Origin of the sequence: Sphingopyxis sp., assembly GCF_036261875.1 — a bacterium.
Classification (GTDB): domain Bacteria; phylum Pseudomonadota; class Alphaproteobacteria; order Sphingomonadales; family Sphingomonadaceae; genus Sphingopyxis.
In genome coordinates this window covers 1-16490 of record NZ_DATAJZ010000035.1, presented here as the reverse complement: position 1 = coordinate 16490, position 16490 = coordinate 1, and the positions used below count along the sequence as shown (strand labels likewise).

Below are 16490 nucleotides of genomic sequence, written 5' to 3'. Positions count from 1 at the left end.
CCTCTCTCCGATCAGAATTTCGCGCCCACGGTCACGCCATAGGTTCGCGGAGTCCCGACATGGTTATAGTCGAAACCGAAGCCCGCGAGCAGGTCGACGCGCGAGGTGAAGTAGAATTTATTGGCGAGATTCTTGCCCCAGACCGACGCCGTCCAGCGCCCGTCGGCCGATTCCCAGTCGATATGCCCCGACAACAGAGCATAGGACTTCTGCCGCAGCCGGGGGACGTTGAGCACCTCGAAATATTGGTTCGACGAATAGTTGAGGTCGCCGTGCAGGCTGACCTTGCCGCTGCCGCCGTCGATCACCGTCGCGTCAAAGCCGCCGGTGAAGGTCAGCTTGGGCGCATTCGACAGCCGGTTGCCGCTGACGTCGACGCCGCTCACCGTGCCGCGCTTGATCTTGGTGCTGAGCAGGCCGAGGCCGCCGCGCAATGTCACCATATCGCCCGCGCGGACGGTCAGTTCGGCCTCGCCGCCCTGGATGCGCGAACGCGGAATGTTGAGCAGGGTCTGCGCCGCGGTTCCCGGATCGACGTTGATGAACTGCTGGTTGCTGTAGGTATAATGGAACATCGCCATGTTGAGCGTGACACGGCGGTCGGCGAACTGGCTCTTCAGTCCCAGTTCGAACGCATCGATCTTTTCGGCCTTCGCCACCGACAGTTCGGACGGATCGAAAAAGGCCTGCGCGTTGAAGCTCGGCGCGCGATAGCCGCGGCTGTAATTGCCATAGACCATCACGTCGGGGTTGATCTTGTAATCGGCGCCGATCTTGCCCGACAGATTTTCGGTGCTGTAGTCGAGCCGCGACGGCGGGATCAGGTTCGCGACGAGGACGCCGTCGACGCCAAGAGCGTTCGATTCGAAATTGCTCTGCACGCCCTTGTCGTAGGTGAAGCGGAGGCCGCCGCGCAATGTGAGCTGGTCGGTGACCTCGAAACTCATGTCGGTATAGAGGGCATAGCTCTTCTTGACCTGATCGAAGCTGTTGCGGAACAGGCAGGCAAGCGGAAGCCCGGCCGCGCAGTCGTCGACGTCGATCACGCCGTTGCCGTCGACGTCGATGTCCTTGCCGATCTCGAAGGTCGTTTCGTTATAGACCTTCTCGCGATTGAAATAGGCGCCGAGGATGAAGTTGAACGGGCCGTCGAAGTCGCTGGTCAACCGCAGGTCCTGCGCGAATTGCGTTGCCCGGTCGGTATAGGGGATTTCGAGCAGTTCGGTCGCGGTTCCGTCGGTGTCCTCATAGAAGGCCAGCCGGCCCTTGTCCCACGAGGTAACGCTGGTGATCGCAAGCGCGTCGCTGAGATCGACCGTGCCGGTCAGCGATACCGACCAGGTGCGCGCGCGGCGGCGGTCGGTGACGTTCGCCTCGATCTGACGCCGCCCCAGTCCCGGCCGGTTCACCGCCTCGGGCTGGGCGTAGATGCCGTAGTTGCGCGGATTCTGGTAGCTGGTCGAGGCGCGGAGCACGAAGCGCGCACTGTCGCTCGGCTCGAACAGCAAGCTGCCGCGCACGCCATATTCGCGCACGCTGGCAAGGTCGGGCTGACCGGGAAGCTGGTTCTTGAACCAGCCGTCGGCGCGCGCGAAGGTGAAGGCGACGCGCGCCGCCACCGTCTCGCCGAGCGGCACGTTCAGTGCGCCATTGGCCTCGTAGCGGTCGTAATTGCCATAGCCGAGGTTCAGATAGCCGTCGGTGCCGCCCAGTTCGGGCGCCCGGCTGATCAGATTGACCGCGCCGCCGGTGGTGTTCTTGCCATAGAGCGTGCCTTGGGGTCCGCGCAGCACCTCGACGCGTTCGAGGTCGTACATCGCGACGCCGAGGAAGGCAAAATTGCCCTTGTAGACCTCGTCATAATAGGTCGCGACCGGGCTCGCCTGGTTGAGGCTGTAATCGGACATCGACACGCCGCGCAGCGCAAAGATCGGGGTGTTGTCGCCGACCGTCGAAGTCAGCTGAAGGTTGACGATCTTGCCCGCGAGTTCGTCGGCCTGCGTCACCCGCTGCTTGTCGAGCGCATCGCCGCCGAGCGCGCTGACCGCGATCGGGACGTCCTGAAGCCGTTCGGATCGCTTTTGCGCGGTGACGACGATGTCGGTCCCGTCGTCGGCGACCGTCTCGGCCGGAGCGGGAGCGGCGGGGGCTTCCTGAGCCAGCGCCGGCACCGACGCTCCGGTCAGCAGCATCAGCAGCAGCATGGGGCGCACCGCCCCACCTTCATTCACCTTGATCATCGAACATCCTCCCTGTTTTTATCACTATTTTCCTGTCGTCATTTCGGTGTCGTCACGTCCGTCTCGTCAAAGTCCGCCATCAGCCGCGCGCGCATGGCGCTCGCTTCGGCGCGCAGCGGCTTGCTTCGCAGCCGGCCGATTTCGGCGGCCGTGTAGGGTTTGAAATCGGCGGGCAGATGCGCCGGGTCAAACCGCGCTAGCGACCAGTTCAGCACCTCCGCCAGATCGGCATCGGACAGCGCCGCCGTCGCGACGCCCGGCACGCGCGCCAGATATTCGCGCCCGCCCGGCACCTGCAGGAAGCGCGCGACGAAGCCCGCCATCGTCGGGGCGGTCTGCGGCGTTCCCGTGGCATCGGGGCGGTGGCATCCCTGGCATTGCAAGATCCAGTGCTGCCGCGCGCGCACCGGGTTGGCGACGCCGGGGATCGCGTCCGGACTGGCCGGGCCGGGTGTCGCCACGGCCGCCCCGGTCGCCAGCATCAGCGCGGGAACGGCCAGCCATTTCATTTGCCGGCGGTGCCCGGCTGCAGGCGCGCCACGGCGGCGGGAGCGAGCGAGCCCCCCCCCGCGCGGTAGCCCGCGATCTCCTTTGCCGTGAACGCTTTCGCCGACGAACCGCGAACCACATGGTTGAGGACCGAGGCGATTTGCGCGTCATTGAGTCCGGCCTGCGCCGGCATCGTCCCGCGATAGATTTTTCCGGCGACGGTGATCGGTCCCGACACGCCGCGGATCACGACGAGCGCGAGATAGCGGCGTCCGGCGGCCGTCGCCGCGAGCGCGCGGACATCGGCCTTCAGCGGCGGAAAGGCGCCGGGCACGCCCGATCCGTCGGCCAGATGGCAGGCCGCGCAACGCTTATAGATCGTCGCGCCGTCCTGCGCGGTCGCCGGCGCTGCCGCCGCCAGCACGGCCAGGGCAAAGAGGGTCGCCAGCCGCCGCATCACTGCTGCTCCAGCGCGACGCCGAGGATCACGGCGGTCGAGCAATTATAGACCGAGCTCGAGGTGCCGAGGCACCAGTTGATGTCGTTGTTCGCCTGCGGGCGGACCATCGGCCGGTCGTTTTCGTTGCGGTTGCACAGGCAGCGCCCGCACGAGGATTTGCCGCAGCAGTCGTTATAGCTGATGATATAGGCGCGGTTGTCGGCGGGGTTCTGGCAGGTGCCGATCCAGGTGATCGGCGACATTTCGGTCCCCGGCGGGCACGAACTCGGCGAGCCGCCGCAGCAGCTGCACAAAAAGCCGTCGATCGCGCAATAACGCCAATAATCGCATTTCGTCTGGTCGCCGGGATCCTGCGGATTGCCGCTCGATTGCGGCGCGACCGGATCGCCGCCGCCGCCGTGGGTCTGCGCCTGCGCCCGCGACACCGGCAGCACCGGGATGACCGCCGCGCCGGTCAGCGCGCCGCCGATCAGCGTCAGCAGGCTGCGCCGCGAGGTCGCGCGCGACGTTGCGCGTCACCTTTTCCGAAAATTTGTCGAGACCCGACATATTCGTCCCCTTCCTGTCGTTCCGCCCGGCTCAACCGCGCGCGAGATAATCCTGAATCGAGGCGACGCGGCGTTCCTTGGCCTCGAACAGGCTTTCCAGATGCTCGCGATTGTTGACGAGGCCGAGCGAGGCGATGCGGCCCTCCTCGTCGATCAGCACCGCGTAGGGGAGCTTCGAGACGCCGAGCGACCGGCCCAGTTCCTCCGACAGGACATAGTCGAAGCCGGTAAGCCCCTCGGCGATCGCCAGCCGGCGGTGCGCGGCGGGATCGCCGTCGCTCGCCAGCACGACATCGAGCCAGTCGTGCTCGGCGCCGCTCGCCGAGCGGACGATGGGGAGCAACGTCTTGCAGACGGGGCAGTCGGGCGAGAGAAAGAAGAGAAGCTGGCCGCGGCGGTGACGCTTGCCGCCGATCGCGACCTGACCGCCGTTCAGCGTATCGAGCGTCATCGCGGGCGCCATGTCGCCGACATTGACCTTCTGGTGCAGCGTCAGCGCGCCGGCGGGCGCGATCCGCTCGTGCAGGACCCCGACCTGCCGCGCGAGCGCCGCGACGAGGACGCCGAGGACAGCGATGGCGATCCAGAGCAAGATTTGCGAGGCAAGGAAAAATCCGGTCATCGAATGACACTCCTGCGGGATGCGGGAAGGCTGGCGAGTTCGCCGGCGGCAAAGAGCAGCGCGACAAAGGCGAGGGCGGCGAAGATCGACGGAATGTCGATGCCGCCGCCCCCAGCGGGAGAGAGGCAAAGCAGCAGCGCGGCGGCGGCGAGCGCCAAGGCGCGGGCGATGGCGAAGCGGCCAATGCCGCTCTTGCGCGCGCCGAAGTCGCAGCCGCAATCGAGCCCGCCGTCGCCGCGCCGCCGCGCCGCGAGCAGGGCGGCGGCGTATCCGGCCCACAGCAGCGCGGCGAGCAGCGCGCCCGCGGGCCGCGAGGCGGGAAAGGGCAGCGCGAGCGCCGCCGCGAACTCGATCGCCGCCGCCGCCATCGTCACCGGCATCGCCACCGCAGGCGACAGGCGCAGCAGGCCCGCGGTCGCCTGCGTCAGCCGCGCGCGCTCGATCAGCTTGTGCGCCGCCGCGGTTGCCAGGACGAGGGCGAGGAACAGCGAAAGGACGGGAAGCACGGCGGCCATCAGCGCGCCGCCGTCATCGTCATCGGATCGTGCACGACGCTGACGATCGTGCGGACGAACGCGCCACTCGCCGCGTCATAGACGTCGAGCGATCCGTCGGGGCGCGAAGCGACGAGCAGCGGCTTTTCCTGCTGCGTCGCCTCGATCGACACGCTGTGGTTCCTGAGCGCGATGCGGCGGACCAGCGTCTTCGTTTTCGGATCAATCACCCACGCTTCGGTCCCGCCGTCCTTGTGCGTTCCCTCGCCGCTTTTGGGGTTCATCAGGATATAGAGCAGCCCGGCGCGGTCGGCCGAGATCACCTGCCAGCCGCCGGGCCGCCATTCGGGTTCGCCGCCATCCTGCCTGGGAAGCGCGAAGCTGCCGAGATCCTTGGCGGCGGCGCCCGAAAAATCGATCGCGCGCACATGGCCCTTGAAGCTGACGAACCAGCCCGTCCGCCCCACCATCGCGGGGGTCATGAACAGCGGATCGTCATCGATGTCGTTGAACACGGCGCTGGTCACGGCCGGCCCGGCCTTGCCGGCGGCGTCGAGCGCGATGCTCGTCATCGTTCCGTCGGCGCAGAGCGACGTGAAACCGCGCGGCCCGGTCGGATAGACGAGCGAGCAACCCGGAAGCTCGATATCCGACAATATCTTGCGGCCGTCCAGATCGACGACGGTGACCGACGCGCCGGGCGTGAAATTGAACACCAGCGCCCATTTCTCGTCATTGGTGAGTTGCAGGCTGTTGCGAAGCGTGACGAACAGCCCGCGCTTGCCGCCGGGCAGGACGATCTCGTCCTTGGGCGTCAGCGTCTTCGTGTCCCAGATGGTGATGACGTCGGTCCGCTCGCCGCGCGTCAGCCGCGAATAGAAGGTTTCGCCGACATAGATTTCGCCGCGCGTCGTCGAGGGCAGCATGACGCCGAACTGCGCAACGGGAATCTGTCCACGCAGATTATTGTTTTCGGCACCGACGTCGACGATCGCCGCGCGGCCGTCGGGCAGGCTGTTGAAGTGCAGATCCTGCACGAACACCCAGCTGTCGGGATAATGTTCGGGAAGTTCGGCGACGGTCGGGACCGGCTCTTCGGGCAGCGGCTGCGGATAGTCCGCGGCGCCGACGGCGCTCGCCGACATCAACAATATGGCAAAAGCCGCCGCTCGGTTGATGCGCGCCATCCTCCGTCTCCCTCATCCTGTTGCACCGGGCTCTGGTGGCCCGCATCCAAACATTATGCGATCGACTAAATTTAGTCAATCGAGTAAAGTCGGACGCTTGCCCGAGAGAGGCGAGTTGGCTACGCGGAAGCGCAGGAGGCCAAGAAAATTGACCAATTTCATCGTTCCGGACCTGAAGATCGCACCGCGGATCGGGGGTTATGCGCGCGGTCAGGATGGCTTCGAACAGATATTGCGGTCGGCCCTGTCGCTGCTCGTGAACCACGGCGCATCGGCTTTGACGCTTCGCCGCATCGCCGCCGAGTCGGGCATGAACGTCGGCAGCCTCAACTATTATTTCAGGTCGAAGGAGGATCTGATTCGCGAGTTGCTGAATGCCGTGATTAGCAGCTACGAAGAATCCTTCGACGAGATACTCCACGAACCGGGCGCGAGCGCGGAAGCGCGGCTCGGGAATCTGGTCGTGCTGATCCTCGAGGACATCACCACCAAGAAAACGACGCGCTTCTTCCCCGAACTCTGGGCGATGGCGAACCACGATGAATTCGTTCACGACCGGATGAACGATCTTTACGAGCGCGCGCGCGCCTCGCTCAACGAACTGATTGCCGAGATCAACCCGGCGCTGCCCGACGACGAGCGCGAGATATTGGCGCTCTTCATTTCGGGATCGATGGAAGGGATGACGATGTTCGCAGGCTATGAAAAGCCATGGTGCAGGCAGATGCCGATGCTCGAAGTGATCGCGCGCCGCTCGTTCGTCCATCTGGCGCGTACCTTGCGCCCTGGCGAAATCAAACGGCTATAGAAAAAAGGCCGGCCCGCGGATGCGGACCGGCCTTTTCGGACGGAGAGGATAGGACCGATCAGTGGGCCTTCTTTTCGACCTTCTTCGCGGCGACGTGCTTGGCCGGGGCCTTCTTGGTCACCGCGGTCTTCGCCGGCTGGCTGGCGGGCGCGGTCGCTGCGAAAGCGGTTCCGCTGACGATCGCGAGCGACAGGGCACCGGCGGCGGCGAGTTTGGCAACGTTACGCATGGACTTTCTCTCCTTGACTGTTGATCCGCCCCTTCCAGTGCGGGCGAAGCCAGGGGAGCCGGTCCATGCCAGGGTCAGGGGGGATGGTGCGGACCGGCTCGACCCGACGAGAACGGGATAGACCCGTGCGCCTGCCCAGCGCATGACCGCCGCATTACAAGACGGTCATCTTCATCAATCCTGCCAGATGCGCTCCTTCAACGACACCGAGACGGGAGCCTGAAGCGTTTCCGCATCCTCGCCGAGCGCGAGGCGATAGTCGCCCTTCGCGATCGTCCACCCAGTCCCGTTCCAGTCGGCGAACAGTCGCGGATCGATCGTCAGCCGGATCGTCCGTTCGGCCCCCGGCGCCAGTTCGACCCGCTGGAAACCGACCAGCCGCCGCACCGGCTTGCCATCGCGCGACACGAGATAGAGCTGCGCCACCGTCGCGCCCGCCCGCTCGCCGCTGTTGCGGACGGTGAAGCTGGCGGTCGCGCCGTCGGTCCTGAGCCCGCCCGTCGCGAAGCGCGTGTAGGAAAGCCCGTGGCCGAACGGGAAAAGCGCTTTCACCCTGGTCCGCGCATTCCACCGATAGCCGACGTCCGACCCTTCGTTCATCGTCGCGGTGACACGCGTGCTTTCGGGCGTGCCGTAGCCGGGGATCGCCGGACGCGGCAGCGTTTCGGTCGATGCGGGAAAGCTGACCGGCAGGCGGCCCGACGGATTGACCTTGCCGGTTAGCACGTCGGCGATCGCCGCAGCACCCTCCTGCCCCGGATACCAGGCGGCGACGACCGCCTTCACCTTGTCCAGCCACGGCATGGCGACGGGATTGCCGGTTTCGAGCACGACGATGGTGTTGGGATTGGCGGCGACGGTCGCCTCGACGATCGCGTCCTGATTGCCGGGAAGCGACAGGTCGGGCGAATCGAACCCCTCCGCTTCATATTTGCTGACAAAGACGATTGCGACGTCGGAGCGCGCGGCGAGTGCGGCGGCGTCCTGCGGATAGAGGCCCGGATCGAAGCCGACGTGCGCCCTGGGCAAGGCCTCACGCAGCGCGGCGAGCGGCGCGCCCGCGAACCAGCGCTCGATCCGCCACGCGCCGATGGATCCGTCGCCGCCGCCGACCGGAACCGACGCCGCCCAGCCGCGCGGCGGCAGGCCCTGCGACGATCCGCCGCCCGACAGCACGCCGACATGCGCGTTGCGGCCGATCACCGCGACCGAGCCGACGTTGGCGGCGAGCGGCAAGGCGTTCGCATCATTCTTGAGCAGCACGATCCCCTGCTCGGCGATCCGCCGCGCGACCGCAGCGTGCGCCGCCATGTCGACCGCCGGCGCCGGGCCTGCGTCCACCAGCCCGTTCGCCTTCATCGAGCGCAGGATGCGGCGCACCATGTCGGACAATCGGTCGCGCGTCAGGCTGCCGTCGGCGAGCTTGGCCTTCAGCGGCGCGTCGAACCAGACCTGCTTGTCGAGCTGCTCGCCCGCCTGCTGGTCGAGGCCCTTGATCGCGAAGTCGGCGCCCGACACCGCGCCCCAGTCCGACATCACCCAGCCCTTGTAGCGCCAGTCCTTCTTGAGGACGGTGTTCAGCAGATGGTCGTTGCCGCACGCCTTTTGCCCGTTGACCAGATTATAGGCGCACATCACCGAACCGGGATGACCGCGCTCGATCGCGATCTGAAAGGCGAGCAGATCGCTTTCGCGATGCGCTGCCTCATCGATCTCGGCGTTCCATGTGTGGCGGTTGGTCTCGTTCGAATTGAGCGAGAAATGCTTGACGGTCGATACCACCCCCGCCGACTGCGCGCCGCGCACCGCCGCGCCGCCCATGATGCCCGACAGCAGCGGATCTTCGGAAATATATTCGAAATTGCGGCCGTTCCGCGGATCGCGGATCAGGTTCATGCCGCCGCCGAGCAGGACGTTGAACCCCTTGGCGCGCGCTTCGCTCGCCACCGCTTCGGCGCCCGCGAAGGCCAGGTCGGGATTGAAGCTTGCGCCGAGCGCGAGGCCGGCGGGCAGCGCGGTCGCGCTGTCGCCCTTGCGGATGCCGAAGGGGTTGGTGACGCCCAGGCTGGCGTCGGTCGCGCGCTGCGACGGGATGCCGAGGCGCGGCACGCCCGCGACATAGCCGGCGCCCGGAATCACGTCCTTCGGCCATTTCGCCTGCCATTCGGGGTCGGCATAGGGCCCGATCGGAATCGGCATGAAGCCGTGGAGCAGCGAGAAACGCTCGTCGTCGGTCATCTGCGCTTCGGTCTTCGCCGCCCAGTCGTCGGCGGCCGCCTCGGCCGCCGCAACCGGTGCCGCCGGGTCCTTCGCCGACGCCGTCATCGCCGCGCACCCCAGAAGCATCGCCAGCACCGTCGTCGCATAATATCCTCGCATCCTTACCGCTCCCCCTGTTTCTGGCTTCATCCTTCGTGTCCGGCAACCGGGTGGCGATCGAACAGGTCGGACAGCCGGCACGTCAGCGCCCCCGGCTGCGCCAGCGCGCCGTTGCCGTAACGTGCCCATTGATCGTCCCACAGCGCCTTCAGTTCGGCGACCTTGGCCGGATAGCGGGCGGCAAGGTCGGTGCTTTCCGAAAAATCGCGGTCGAGGTCGAACAGCTCCCAGCGGTCGTTCGCATAGGGCTGGTCGCAATCATGGAGCGCGACCGCGCGCCAGCGCCCGCTGGTGATCGCGCGGTTGCCGCGCAGCTCGAAATATTGGACCTGCCGGCCGGGGGCCTTGCGGCTCTGCACCGTCGGCAGGAAGGAGCGGCCCGCGACCGGAATCTGGGCCACGCCGCCGACCACCGGATCGAAGCGCGCGCCGACCGCGTCGAGCAGGGTCGGCGCGATATCGACGACATCGACGAACTGCCGCCGGATCGCGCCCGGGTCCTCCACATGGCGCGGCCAGTGAAAGATCATCGGGGTGCGGGTGCCGCCCGAATAGGGCCACAGCTTGTACCGCCGCAGCGGCGTATCGCCGACCATCGCCCACGGGCGCGGATATTCGGCCTGCGTGCTGGCAGTCCCCAACTCGTCGATGCGCGCGCGCTGCTCGGCCGGAGTCAGGCTGTTCGCGCGATAGAGCCCGTCGAAGAAGCCGCTCTGCCCCGCTTCCGACGCCGCGCCATTGTCGGACAGAAGGATGATGATCGTATTGTCGAACACCCCCCGTTCGCGCAGCGCATCGAGCAGGCGGCCGATCTGCCGGTCGCAATGCTCGATGAAGCCGGCATAGACCGCCATATAGCGGGCAAAGACGGCCTTCTCGTCATCCGACAAGTCGGCCCACGCCCGGTCGCGCGGTTCGCGCGGCGGCAAAAGCGTGTCGGCGGGGATCAACCCCATCTGTTTCATGCGGGCGAAGCGGTCCTCGCGGACCTGGTCCCACCCCTTTTTGTAGATCGCGTCATAGGGCGCCGAATATTCGCGCGGCACCTGGATCGGCGAATGCGCGGTGCCGAAGCCGAGGTTCATGAAGAAGGGGCTGTCTTTCTTTTCGGCGACATGGCGTTCGATCAGGTCGATCGCCTTGTCGGCGAGGTCGACCGACAGATGATAGCCGGCGGGAAAGTCGCGCTTGATATAGGCATTATTCTCGACCAGCTCGGGCCGATACTGGTCGGTCCAGCCCCTCGGAAAGCCATAGAAATAATCGAAGCCACGCTGGAGCGGCCAATTGTCCCGCCCGGTGCCCTCGCCGAGTTCGTCCATCGGGATCATGTGCCATTTGCCGACCGCCCAGGTGGCATAGCCGCGTCCTTGCAGCGCCTGCGCCATCGTCTGCGCATTGTCCGGCATCCGGAACAATCGCGCCATCTGGGGATCGCCCGGCAGCACCGCGGCGACATCGGGCACGTCGGGCATGTTGACCGTGTGGCAATTGCGCCCGGTCAGCAGCGACGCGCGGGTCGAGGCGCAGACCGCCTTGGTGTCGAAATGAACATAACGCAGCCCCGCCTTGGCAAGGCTGTCGATCGCCGGGGTGCGGATTTCGGCGCCGAAACAGCCGATATCCGAATAGCCGACATCATCGAGCAGGATGGTGATGATATTGGGCCGCGGCCCCGTCGCACCGATCGCGCGCGCGGACGTCAGCCCGCACAAGGTCGTGGTGGCAAGGAGGGTGCCGACGAAGCGGCGGCGGGAATAGTCCATCGATCGGCTCCATATTCCGGCGGGGACGCGGCGCACGGGCCGGCGTCCCCGCCGTCTGGGACGGGTCAGAAGCGAACCCGACCTTCGACCCCGAAGGTGCGGAAGGCATCGGGGGTCAGCAACTGCGTGTAACCGGCACCCGTCGCCGACGTGTCGAGCAGGCCGGCGCCGATGAAGCTCGCGAAATGCTTGTTGGTCAGATTCTTGCCGAATAGCGAAACGCCATAGCGGCCGTCCTGCGTCTCGAGCGACAGGCGCCCGTTCAGCAGGCCGTAACCCGGCTGGGCGGTGTTCGGATCGCGATAGCCAAAGAGCGTCTTCGACCGATAGGTGAACGCCAGATTGGCGCTGCCGCGCAGGGTGCTTCCGATATCGGCGCCATAGTTGGCGTTCAGCGTCCACGCCCATTTCGGCGCGTTGGTCAGCGCTTCGCCAGTGACGTCCTGACGGCCGCCGACACAGCCCTGCGCCGCGGTCTGCCCGGCATAGCAGCTCACGATCAGCCCGCGCACCTCGGTGTCGGTAAAGGCAAGGTTGCCCGACAGATTGAGTCCATCGACCGGCCGCAGAATCGCCTCGACCTCTGCCCCCTTGGTGATCAGCTTGCCCGCGTTGGTGAGCTGGAACGAGGTGAGAAGCGCGCTGTAGGTCTGCGCCTGAAAATCGGTGAAGGTCTCGTAAAAGCCCGTGACGTTCAGCGTCAACATCCGGTCGAACAGCGTCGTGCGAACGCCCGCTTCCCAGTTGCGCGCGATCTCGGGCCGCAGCACCGCCAGCCCCGCATCGACCGTCACCGCGGTCAGATTGTTGAGCATGTTGAGCGCCGGCCCCTTGTAGCCGCGCGTATAGGTGGCATAGGCCATGACATCGGGCGACGCCTGATATTGCACGCCCAATTTATAGCTGAGGTCGGTGTCGGTGGCCTTCAGCGTCGGCGCGGCATAGGCGGGTCCGCCCAGGCTCGGCATCGCGGCGACGGCGCCCGGCAGGATCGTCCGGTCGAAATGCGCCACCGCCTGCTCTGACGTCAGGCGAAAGCCGCCGATCAGCGACAGGCGGTCGGTCAGATGCCCGGTGACCTGCCCGAAAGCGGCGACATTCTTGGTCGTGATGTCGCGGTCGACCTGATTGCCGAGATACAGGGTCCCGGGCAGGTTCACGACCAACTTGCCCTTCACCTGCGTCTGGCTGACGACGTCCTGCCAGAAATAAAAGAGGCCGACGACATATTCGACCGGCTCGCCCGCGGGCGACGTCAGCCGCAGTTCCTGCGTGAACTGCTGCTGCTTCTGGCGGGCGTTGTTGAGGCTCACCACCGGCAGCGGAACCCCATCGGGGTCGTTGTTGTCGAACACCTTGAACTCGCGATAGGCGGTGATCGAGGTGATTGTCTGGCCGCCGAGTTCGGTATTGATCTCGACCGATGCGCCGCCGGTCTTCTGATGGTTGAAATAATCGCCGTCGATCGTCACCTCGCGGTTGAGTGGGCCGAGCGTCTGCCCGGCGAGCAGGTCAGCGCGCTTGTCGCCATTGTAATATGTCGTCGTCGGCAGCACCGAGCGCACGGTCGAGACGCAGCAATTGCGATTGCTCTCGCCATAGTCGCCGATCACATAGATTGAGGTGACGTCGCTCGGCTCGAACAGAAATTTTCCGCGCACACCCCAGCTGTCGTTGTCGTTGAGCTTTTCGCCGTTGACGGTGTTGGTGATGATCCCGTCGGCCTTCGACCGGAATCCCGAGATGCGCAGCGCCGCGCGTCCCTGATCGAGCACCAGCGAACCCGTGGCCTTGAGCCGGACATCGTCGAACGTGCCATAGCTCGCCGACGCTTCGAGGCTCGATTCATGAAGGTCGGGCTTGCCGGTGACGACGTTGAGCGCGCCGGCCGAGCTGTTCTTGCCGAACAGGGTTCCCTGCGGCCCGCGCAGCACCTCGATGCGTTCGATGTCGTTGAAATCGAAGAAGGACGCCGCCGAGCGGCCGATGACGACGCCGTCGATCACCGTGGAGACCGACGGTTCGACGCCGTCGGAGAAGTTGAGCGTGCCGATCCCGCGGATCGAAAGCCCCTGTCCGCGCGTGTTGGCGCTGTTGGTGAAGCCGATCGAGGGCGACACCAGCGAGAGCTGTTCGAGCCCGCTGACCCGGTTGTCGGCCAGCACCGCCGACGACAGGACCGACACCGAAACCGGCACTTTCTGAAGGTTTTGCTCGCGCTTTTGCGCGGTCACGACGATCTCGTCGCCCGAGACGTCGTCCGCCGGAGCGGGCGCCTCCTGCGCGTGCGCGGCAACCGACGCCGACAGCGCAAGGACAGCACTGCCCATCCAAAAGGCTTTGCGGCGATATGTCATGTCTTCCTCCCCAGATTGCCGCCGTCGCCATGGCGACAGCAGCGAAGTCCTGCCCTCGAATGATTCGGGACAACGTTGTCTCGACCTTCTAAGACGGCATCGGCCAATCGTCAATATCGGGCGTTCGATCGATGAAAGCGGCGGCCGGCCTCAGTCCGGCGCCGGGGCGAGCGACTGGCGCGTCGCGAGTTCATACGGCATGGTCACGACCCGGTTCCAGTCGGCCGCGGCCCCTCCTTCGCGGGCGATGAGCTGTTCGCCCGCGATCCGCGCAATGTCGATCGTGGGCTGGCTGACGGTGGCGAGGCGCGGCCAGCTATGTTCGGAAATGGCGAGGCCGCCGAACCCCACGAGCGACAGTTGGCGCGGAACCTCGATACCGCAATCGACCGCCGCCGCGAGCACGCCGGCCGCCATTTCGTCGTTCGCAGCGAAGATCGCCGTCGGCCGCTCGGAAAGCGACAACAACTCGCGCCCCTTCTCGAACCCCGAGGTGAACAGGAAATTGCCCTGCCGCACCTCGACCGTGACGTCGGCAACGCGGCGGACGGCATCGAGGAAGCCCGCCCTGCGTTCGCCGAGCGCGACGTGGCTCCGCGGGCCGTCGATAAAGCCGACCCGCCGGTGCCCGTGCGACAGGATCGCCTCGCCCACGTCGCGCCCCGCGCTTTTATTGTCGATGACGAGGCAGAGCGCGCGGTCGAGGTCGAGCCCCGGATTGATCCGTGCGCAGGCGATGCCGCGGCTGTCGAGCAGGTCGAGCACCCACGGCGTGTCGCACAGCGGCGGCACGAGGATCACGCCGTCGAGCTTCACAAGGTCGAGAAAGCGCCCCAGCATCGCCTGCGCCTCGGGCGTGCCGCCGGGCGAGATATTCTCGATCACCAGATGATATTCGGCCGCGTGGCAGGCCTGCAGCAGCCCCAGGATCACGTCGGCGGCATAGCTCGGCATACGGCGGTCGGGCTCGGGCGATTGGGCGATCGCCTGCGTCTGCGATCCGACGATCAGCCCCAGCGCGTGCGCCTTGCCGCCGCGCAGCAGCCGGGCGGCGCGATTCGGCTTGTAATCGAGGTCGCGCATCGCCTTTTCGACCCGCGCGCGCAGCTCCTCGGCGACCGTCGGCGCGCCGTTCAGGACGCGCGAAACGGTCTTGAACGACACCCCCGCATGGTTGGCGATATCGATGATCGTGACGGCCCGCTTCAAAAATCCTCCTCACGCTGCGATCCTTGAGCTAACCGCCCCCTGACGATAGACGGCGGCCGATGCAAATCAAAGCCGGGCCCGAGGCGAAAGAGACGATGCGCGACACGAACGGCGAAATTTCCGCAGGCGGGCCGCCGGGCATGATCTTTCTGCCCGGCGGGACCTTCGCCATGGGATCACGGAATTTCTATCCCGAGGAAGCCCCGGTGCGCCCGGTGCGGGTCGACAGCTTCTGGATCGACACCGCGCCCGTCACCAATCGCGATTTCGCGCGCTTCGTCGCGGCGACGGGGCATGTCACGGCGGCCGAGATCGCCCCCGATCCGCGCGATTATCCGGGCCTGTTGCCCGGAATGGATCGCCCCGGCTCGCTCGTCTTTCGCAAGACGCGCGGCCCCGTCGATCTCGGCAATCCCGCCAACTGGTGGCAGTTCGAATTCGGCGCCGACTGGCGCCATCCGGGCGGCCCCGACAGTGCGATCGCGGGGCTCGAAGATCATCCGGTCGTCCATATCGCCTATGCCGATGCGGAGGCCTATGCCGCATGGGCGGGCAAGGCGCTGCCGACCGAGGCAGAGTGGGAATATGCCGCGCGCGGGGGCCTCGACGGCGCGGACTATGCCTGGGGCGATGAACTGGCGCCGGGGGGCGCGATGCTCGCCAACTATTGGCAAGGCCTCTTTCCCTTCGCCAACCAGCGCCTCGACGGCTGGGAGGGCACCTCGCCGGTCGGCAGCTTCCCCGCCAACGGCTTCGGGCTGCACGACATGATCGGCAATGTCTGGGAATGGACGCAGGACTGGTGGTCCGAGCCCGCGGCGAGCGCGACCCGTCGCGGCAGATCCTGCTGCGCGATCGACAATCCGCGCGGAGGACCGATGCGGCGGAGCTATGACCCCGCCCAGCCGGACATCCGCATCGGCCGCAAGGTGCTCAAGGGCGGCTCGCATCTTTGCGCCCCCAATTATTGCCAGCGCTACCGGCCCGCCGCGCGCCACCCCGAAACCATCGACAGTTCCACCAGCCACATCGGCTTCCGCTGCGTGATCCGAAGCGCCATCATATCCTGACCCGACGCTGCAATATCGGGTCAGCCGCCGGCAATCCTGGTCCTGTCAGGACATGATGATCCGCACCGGCTGGCTGGGGCGGCAAGATTCAAAAAATTGTCTAACTATCTGAAATTCTTATATTGTTTCGAGAAAATCGACCTGGTACCAGCAAAAATCCCAAGAATTTTCGGGGCTGCAGTGGGACTTTCCGGGTCTTCTTGAGCCAAAGCGCAGATATTTCCTCCTTCGATCCTTAAATGAAGGCGGAATGGCCTCGGCCGGAAGACGATTAATCGGGCATCGCGGTATTTACAGGGCGATTCGAGAGGCTCTTTTTCACGCTGATTTGCTGGTACCTCACGCATAGGTTTTGATAGCACCCTTGTGCGAGGAGATCGCATGGCAAATTTTGGCCGATTGCGGACTGGCGTCTGTGGATGGCTCCCGCGTTGCAAGTGTAAAGTGATGATCTGGCCGTTGGTCGGGTGCAGTCGTCTGTCCGGCCTGTTTGAGGATCAGCGTGCAATAGGCACCCCCTTCGTGGGGTGATCGGCGTGCAAAAAGGACCCCTTCATCCCGGGGATTTAGTCGGCCGACTGGTTTTGATCAGTTGGCGAGAACGGGATGTTGATCGTGGAGACAGTGGTTCG

General features: G+C 65.8%; 14 protein-coding genes. 2 read left to right on the top strand and 12 right to left on the bottom strand.

Annotated elements, in window-relative coordinates:
* Positions 1-11 precede the first annotated feature (11 nt).
* The 7 genes from VHO04_RS15785 to VHO04_RS15755 form a co-directional block, all read right to left on the bottom strand.
* Positions 12-2240, bottom strand: a complete 2229-nt coding sequence (locus VHO04_RS15785) for a TonB-dependent receptor (RefSeq protein ID WP_329629192.1) — start codon at positions 2238-2240, stop codon at positions 12-14.
* Positions 2241-2278: 38 nt separating this feature from the next.
* Entirely contained in the window at positions 2279-2749 is a 471-nt protein-coding gene (locus VHO04_RS15780) for a cytochrome C (RefSeq protein WP_329629191.1), read from the bottom strand.
* A complete protein-coding gene (locus tag VHO04_RS15775) occupies positions 2746-3186 on the bottom strand; it encodes a cytochrome c (protein ID WP_329629190.1) in 441 nt (146 codons plus the stop codon). Before VHO04_RS15775 ends, VHO04_RS15780 begins: the two co-directional genes overlap by 4 nt.
* Positions 3186-3623: a methylamine dehydrogenase light chain gene (locus tag VHO04_RS15770; protein WP_414713127.1), complete on the bottom strand. Its 438-nt coding sequence runs from the start codon at positions 3621-3623 to the stop codon at positions 3186-3188. Before VHO04_RS15770 ends, VHO04_RS15775 begins: the two co-directional genes overlap by 1 nt.
* A 145-nt stretch (positions 3624-3768) precedes the next feature.
* Positions 3769-4359: a redoxin family protein gene (locus VHO04_RS15765; RefSeq protein WP_257544243.1), complete on the bottom strand. Its 591-nt coding sequence runs from the start codon at positions 4357-4359 to the stop codon at positions 3769-3771.
* Positions 4356-4874 carry a MauE/DoxX family redox-associated membrane protein gene (locus VHO04_RS15760; RefSeq protein ID WP_329629189.1) on the bottom strand — a complete coding sequence of 173 codons (519 nt, stop codon included), beginning with the start codon at positions 4872-4874 and terminating at the stop codon, positions 4356-4358. The genes VHO04_RS15765 and VHO04_RS15760 overlap by 4 nt, the downstream gene beginning before the upstream one ends.
* Positions 4874-6040, bottom strand: coding sequence for an amine dehydrogenase large subunit (locus tag VHO04_RS15755; protein WP_329629188.1), 1167 nt, complete (start codon positions 6038-6040; stop codon positions 4874-4876). Before VHO04_RS15755 ends, VHO04_RS15760 begins: the two co-directional genes overlap by 1 nt.
* Before the next feature lie 148 nt (positions 6041-6188).
* Here VHO04_RS15755 and VHO04_RS15750 point away from each other — a divergent pair, with 148 nt between their 5' ends.
* Positions 6189-6848 (top strand): TetR/AcrR family transcriptional regulator, encoded by a 660-nt coding sequence (locus VHO04_RS15750; protein WP_329629187.1) that lies wholly within the window; start codon positions 6189-6191, stop codon positions 6846-6848.
* A 58-nt stretch (positions 6849-6906) separates the two neighbouring features.
* Here the strand turns inward: VHO04_RS15750 and VHO04_RS15745 are convergent, their stop codons facing one another.
* From VHO04_RS15745 to VHO04_RS15725, 5 genes are all read right to left on the bottom strand, one after another.
* The gene (locus tag VHO04_RS15745; protein ID WP_257544274.1) at positions 6907-7077 is read right to left on the bottom strand and encodes a hypothetical protein; all 171 of its coding nucleotides are present in this window, start codon (positions 7075-7077) and stop codon (positions 6907-6909) included.
* Between the two features lie 174 nt (positions 7078-7251).
* On the bottom strand, positions 7252-9456 hold the full coding sequence (locus tag VHO04_RS15740) for a beta-glucosidase (RefSeq protein WP_329629186.1): 2205 nt from the start codon (positions 9454-9456) through the stop codon (positions 7252-7254).
* A gap of 26 nt (positions 9457-9482) precedes the next feature.
* Positions 9483-11222, bottom strand: a complete 1740-nt coding sequence (locus VHO04_RS15735) for an arylsulfatase (RefSeq protein WP_329629185.1) — start codon at positions 11220-11222, stop codon at positions 9483-9485.
* Positions 11223-11287: 65 nt separating this feature from the next.
* The gene (locus VHO04_RS15730) at positions 11288-13579 is read right to left on the bottom strand and encodes a TonB-dependent receptor (RefSeq protein WP_329629184.1); all 2292 of its coding nucleotides are present in this window, start codon (positions 13577-13579) and stop codon (positions 11288-11290) included.
* Between the two features lie 150 nt (positions 13580-13729).
* Positions 13730-14788: a LacI family DNA-binding transcriptional regulator gene (locus VHO04_RS15725; RefSeq protein WP_329629183.1), complete on the bottom strand. Its 1059-nt coding sequence runs from the start codon at positions 14786-14788 to the stop codon at positions 13730-13732.
* Between the two features lie 140 nt (positions 14789-14928).
* Here VHO04_RS15725 and VHO04_RS15720 point away from each other — a divergent pair, with 140 nt between their 5' ends.
* Positions 14929-15858, top strand: coding sequence for a formylglycine-generating enzyme family protein (locus VHO04_RS15720; protein ID WP_329629203.1), 930 nt, complete (start codon positions 14929-14931; stop codon positions 15856-15858).
* Positions 15859-16490: the final 632 nt, after the last annotated feature.

Excerpts from the sequence above, each read along its gene's own strand:
- VHO04_RS15735 (WP_329629185.1), bottom strand. The coding sequence starts at position 11,222 with ATGGACTATTCCCGCCGCCGCTTCGTCGGCACCCTCCTTGCCACCACG.
- VHO04_RS15760 (WP_329629189.1), bottom strand. The coding sequence starts at position 4,874 with ATGGCCGCCGTGCTTCCCGTCCTTTCGCTGTTCCTCGCCCTCGTCCTG.
- VHO04_RS15775 (WP_329629190.1), bottom strand. The coding sequence starts at position 3,186 with ATGCGGCGGCTGGCGACCCTCTTTGCCCTGGCCGTGCTGGCGGCGGCA.
- VHO04_RS15755 (WP_329629188.1), bottom strand. The coding sequence starts at position 6,040 with ATGGCGCGCATCAACCGAGCGGCGGCTTTTGCCATATTGTTGATGTCG.
- VHO04_RS15765 (WP_257544243.1), bottom strand. The coding sequence starts at position 4,359 with ATGACCGGATTTTTCCTTGCCTCGCAAATCTTGCTCTGGATCGCCATC.
- VHO04_RS15730 (WP_329629184.1), bottom strand. The coding sequence starts at position 13,579 with ATGACATATCGCCGCAAAGCCTTTTGGATGGGCAGTGCTGTCCTTGCG.
- VHO04_RS15785 (WP_329629192.1), bottom strand. The coding sequence starts at position 2,240 with ATGATCAAGGTGAATGAAGGTGGGGCGGTGCGCCCCATGCTGCTGCTG.
- VHO04_RS15720 (WP_329629203.1), top strand. The coding sequence starts at position 14,929 with ATGATCTTTCTGCCCGGCGGGACCTTCGCCATGGGATCACGGAATTTC.
- VHO04_RS15740 (WP_329629186.1), bottom strand. The coding sequence starts at position 9,456 with ATGCGAGGATATTATGCGACGACGGTGCTGGCGATGCTTCTGGGGTGC.
- VHO04_RS15780 (WP_329629191.1), bottom strand. The coding sequence starts at position 2,749 with ATGAAATGGCTGGCCGTTCCCGCGCTGATGCTGGCGACCGGGGCGGCC.
- VHO04_RS15745 (WP_257544274.1), bottom strand. The coding sequence starts at position 7,077 with ATGCGTAACGTTGCCAAACTCGCCGCCGCCGGTGCCCTGTCGCTCGCG.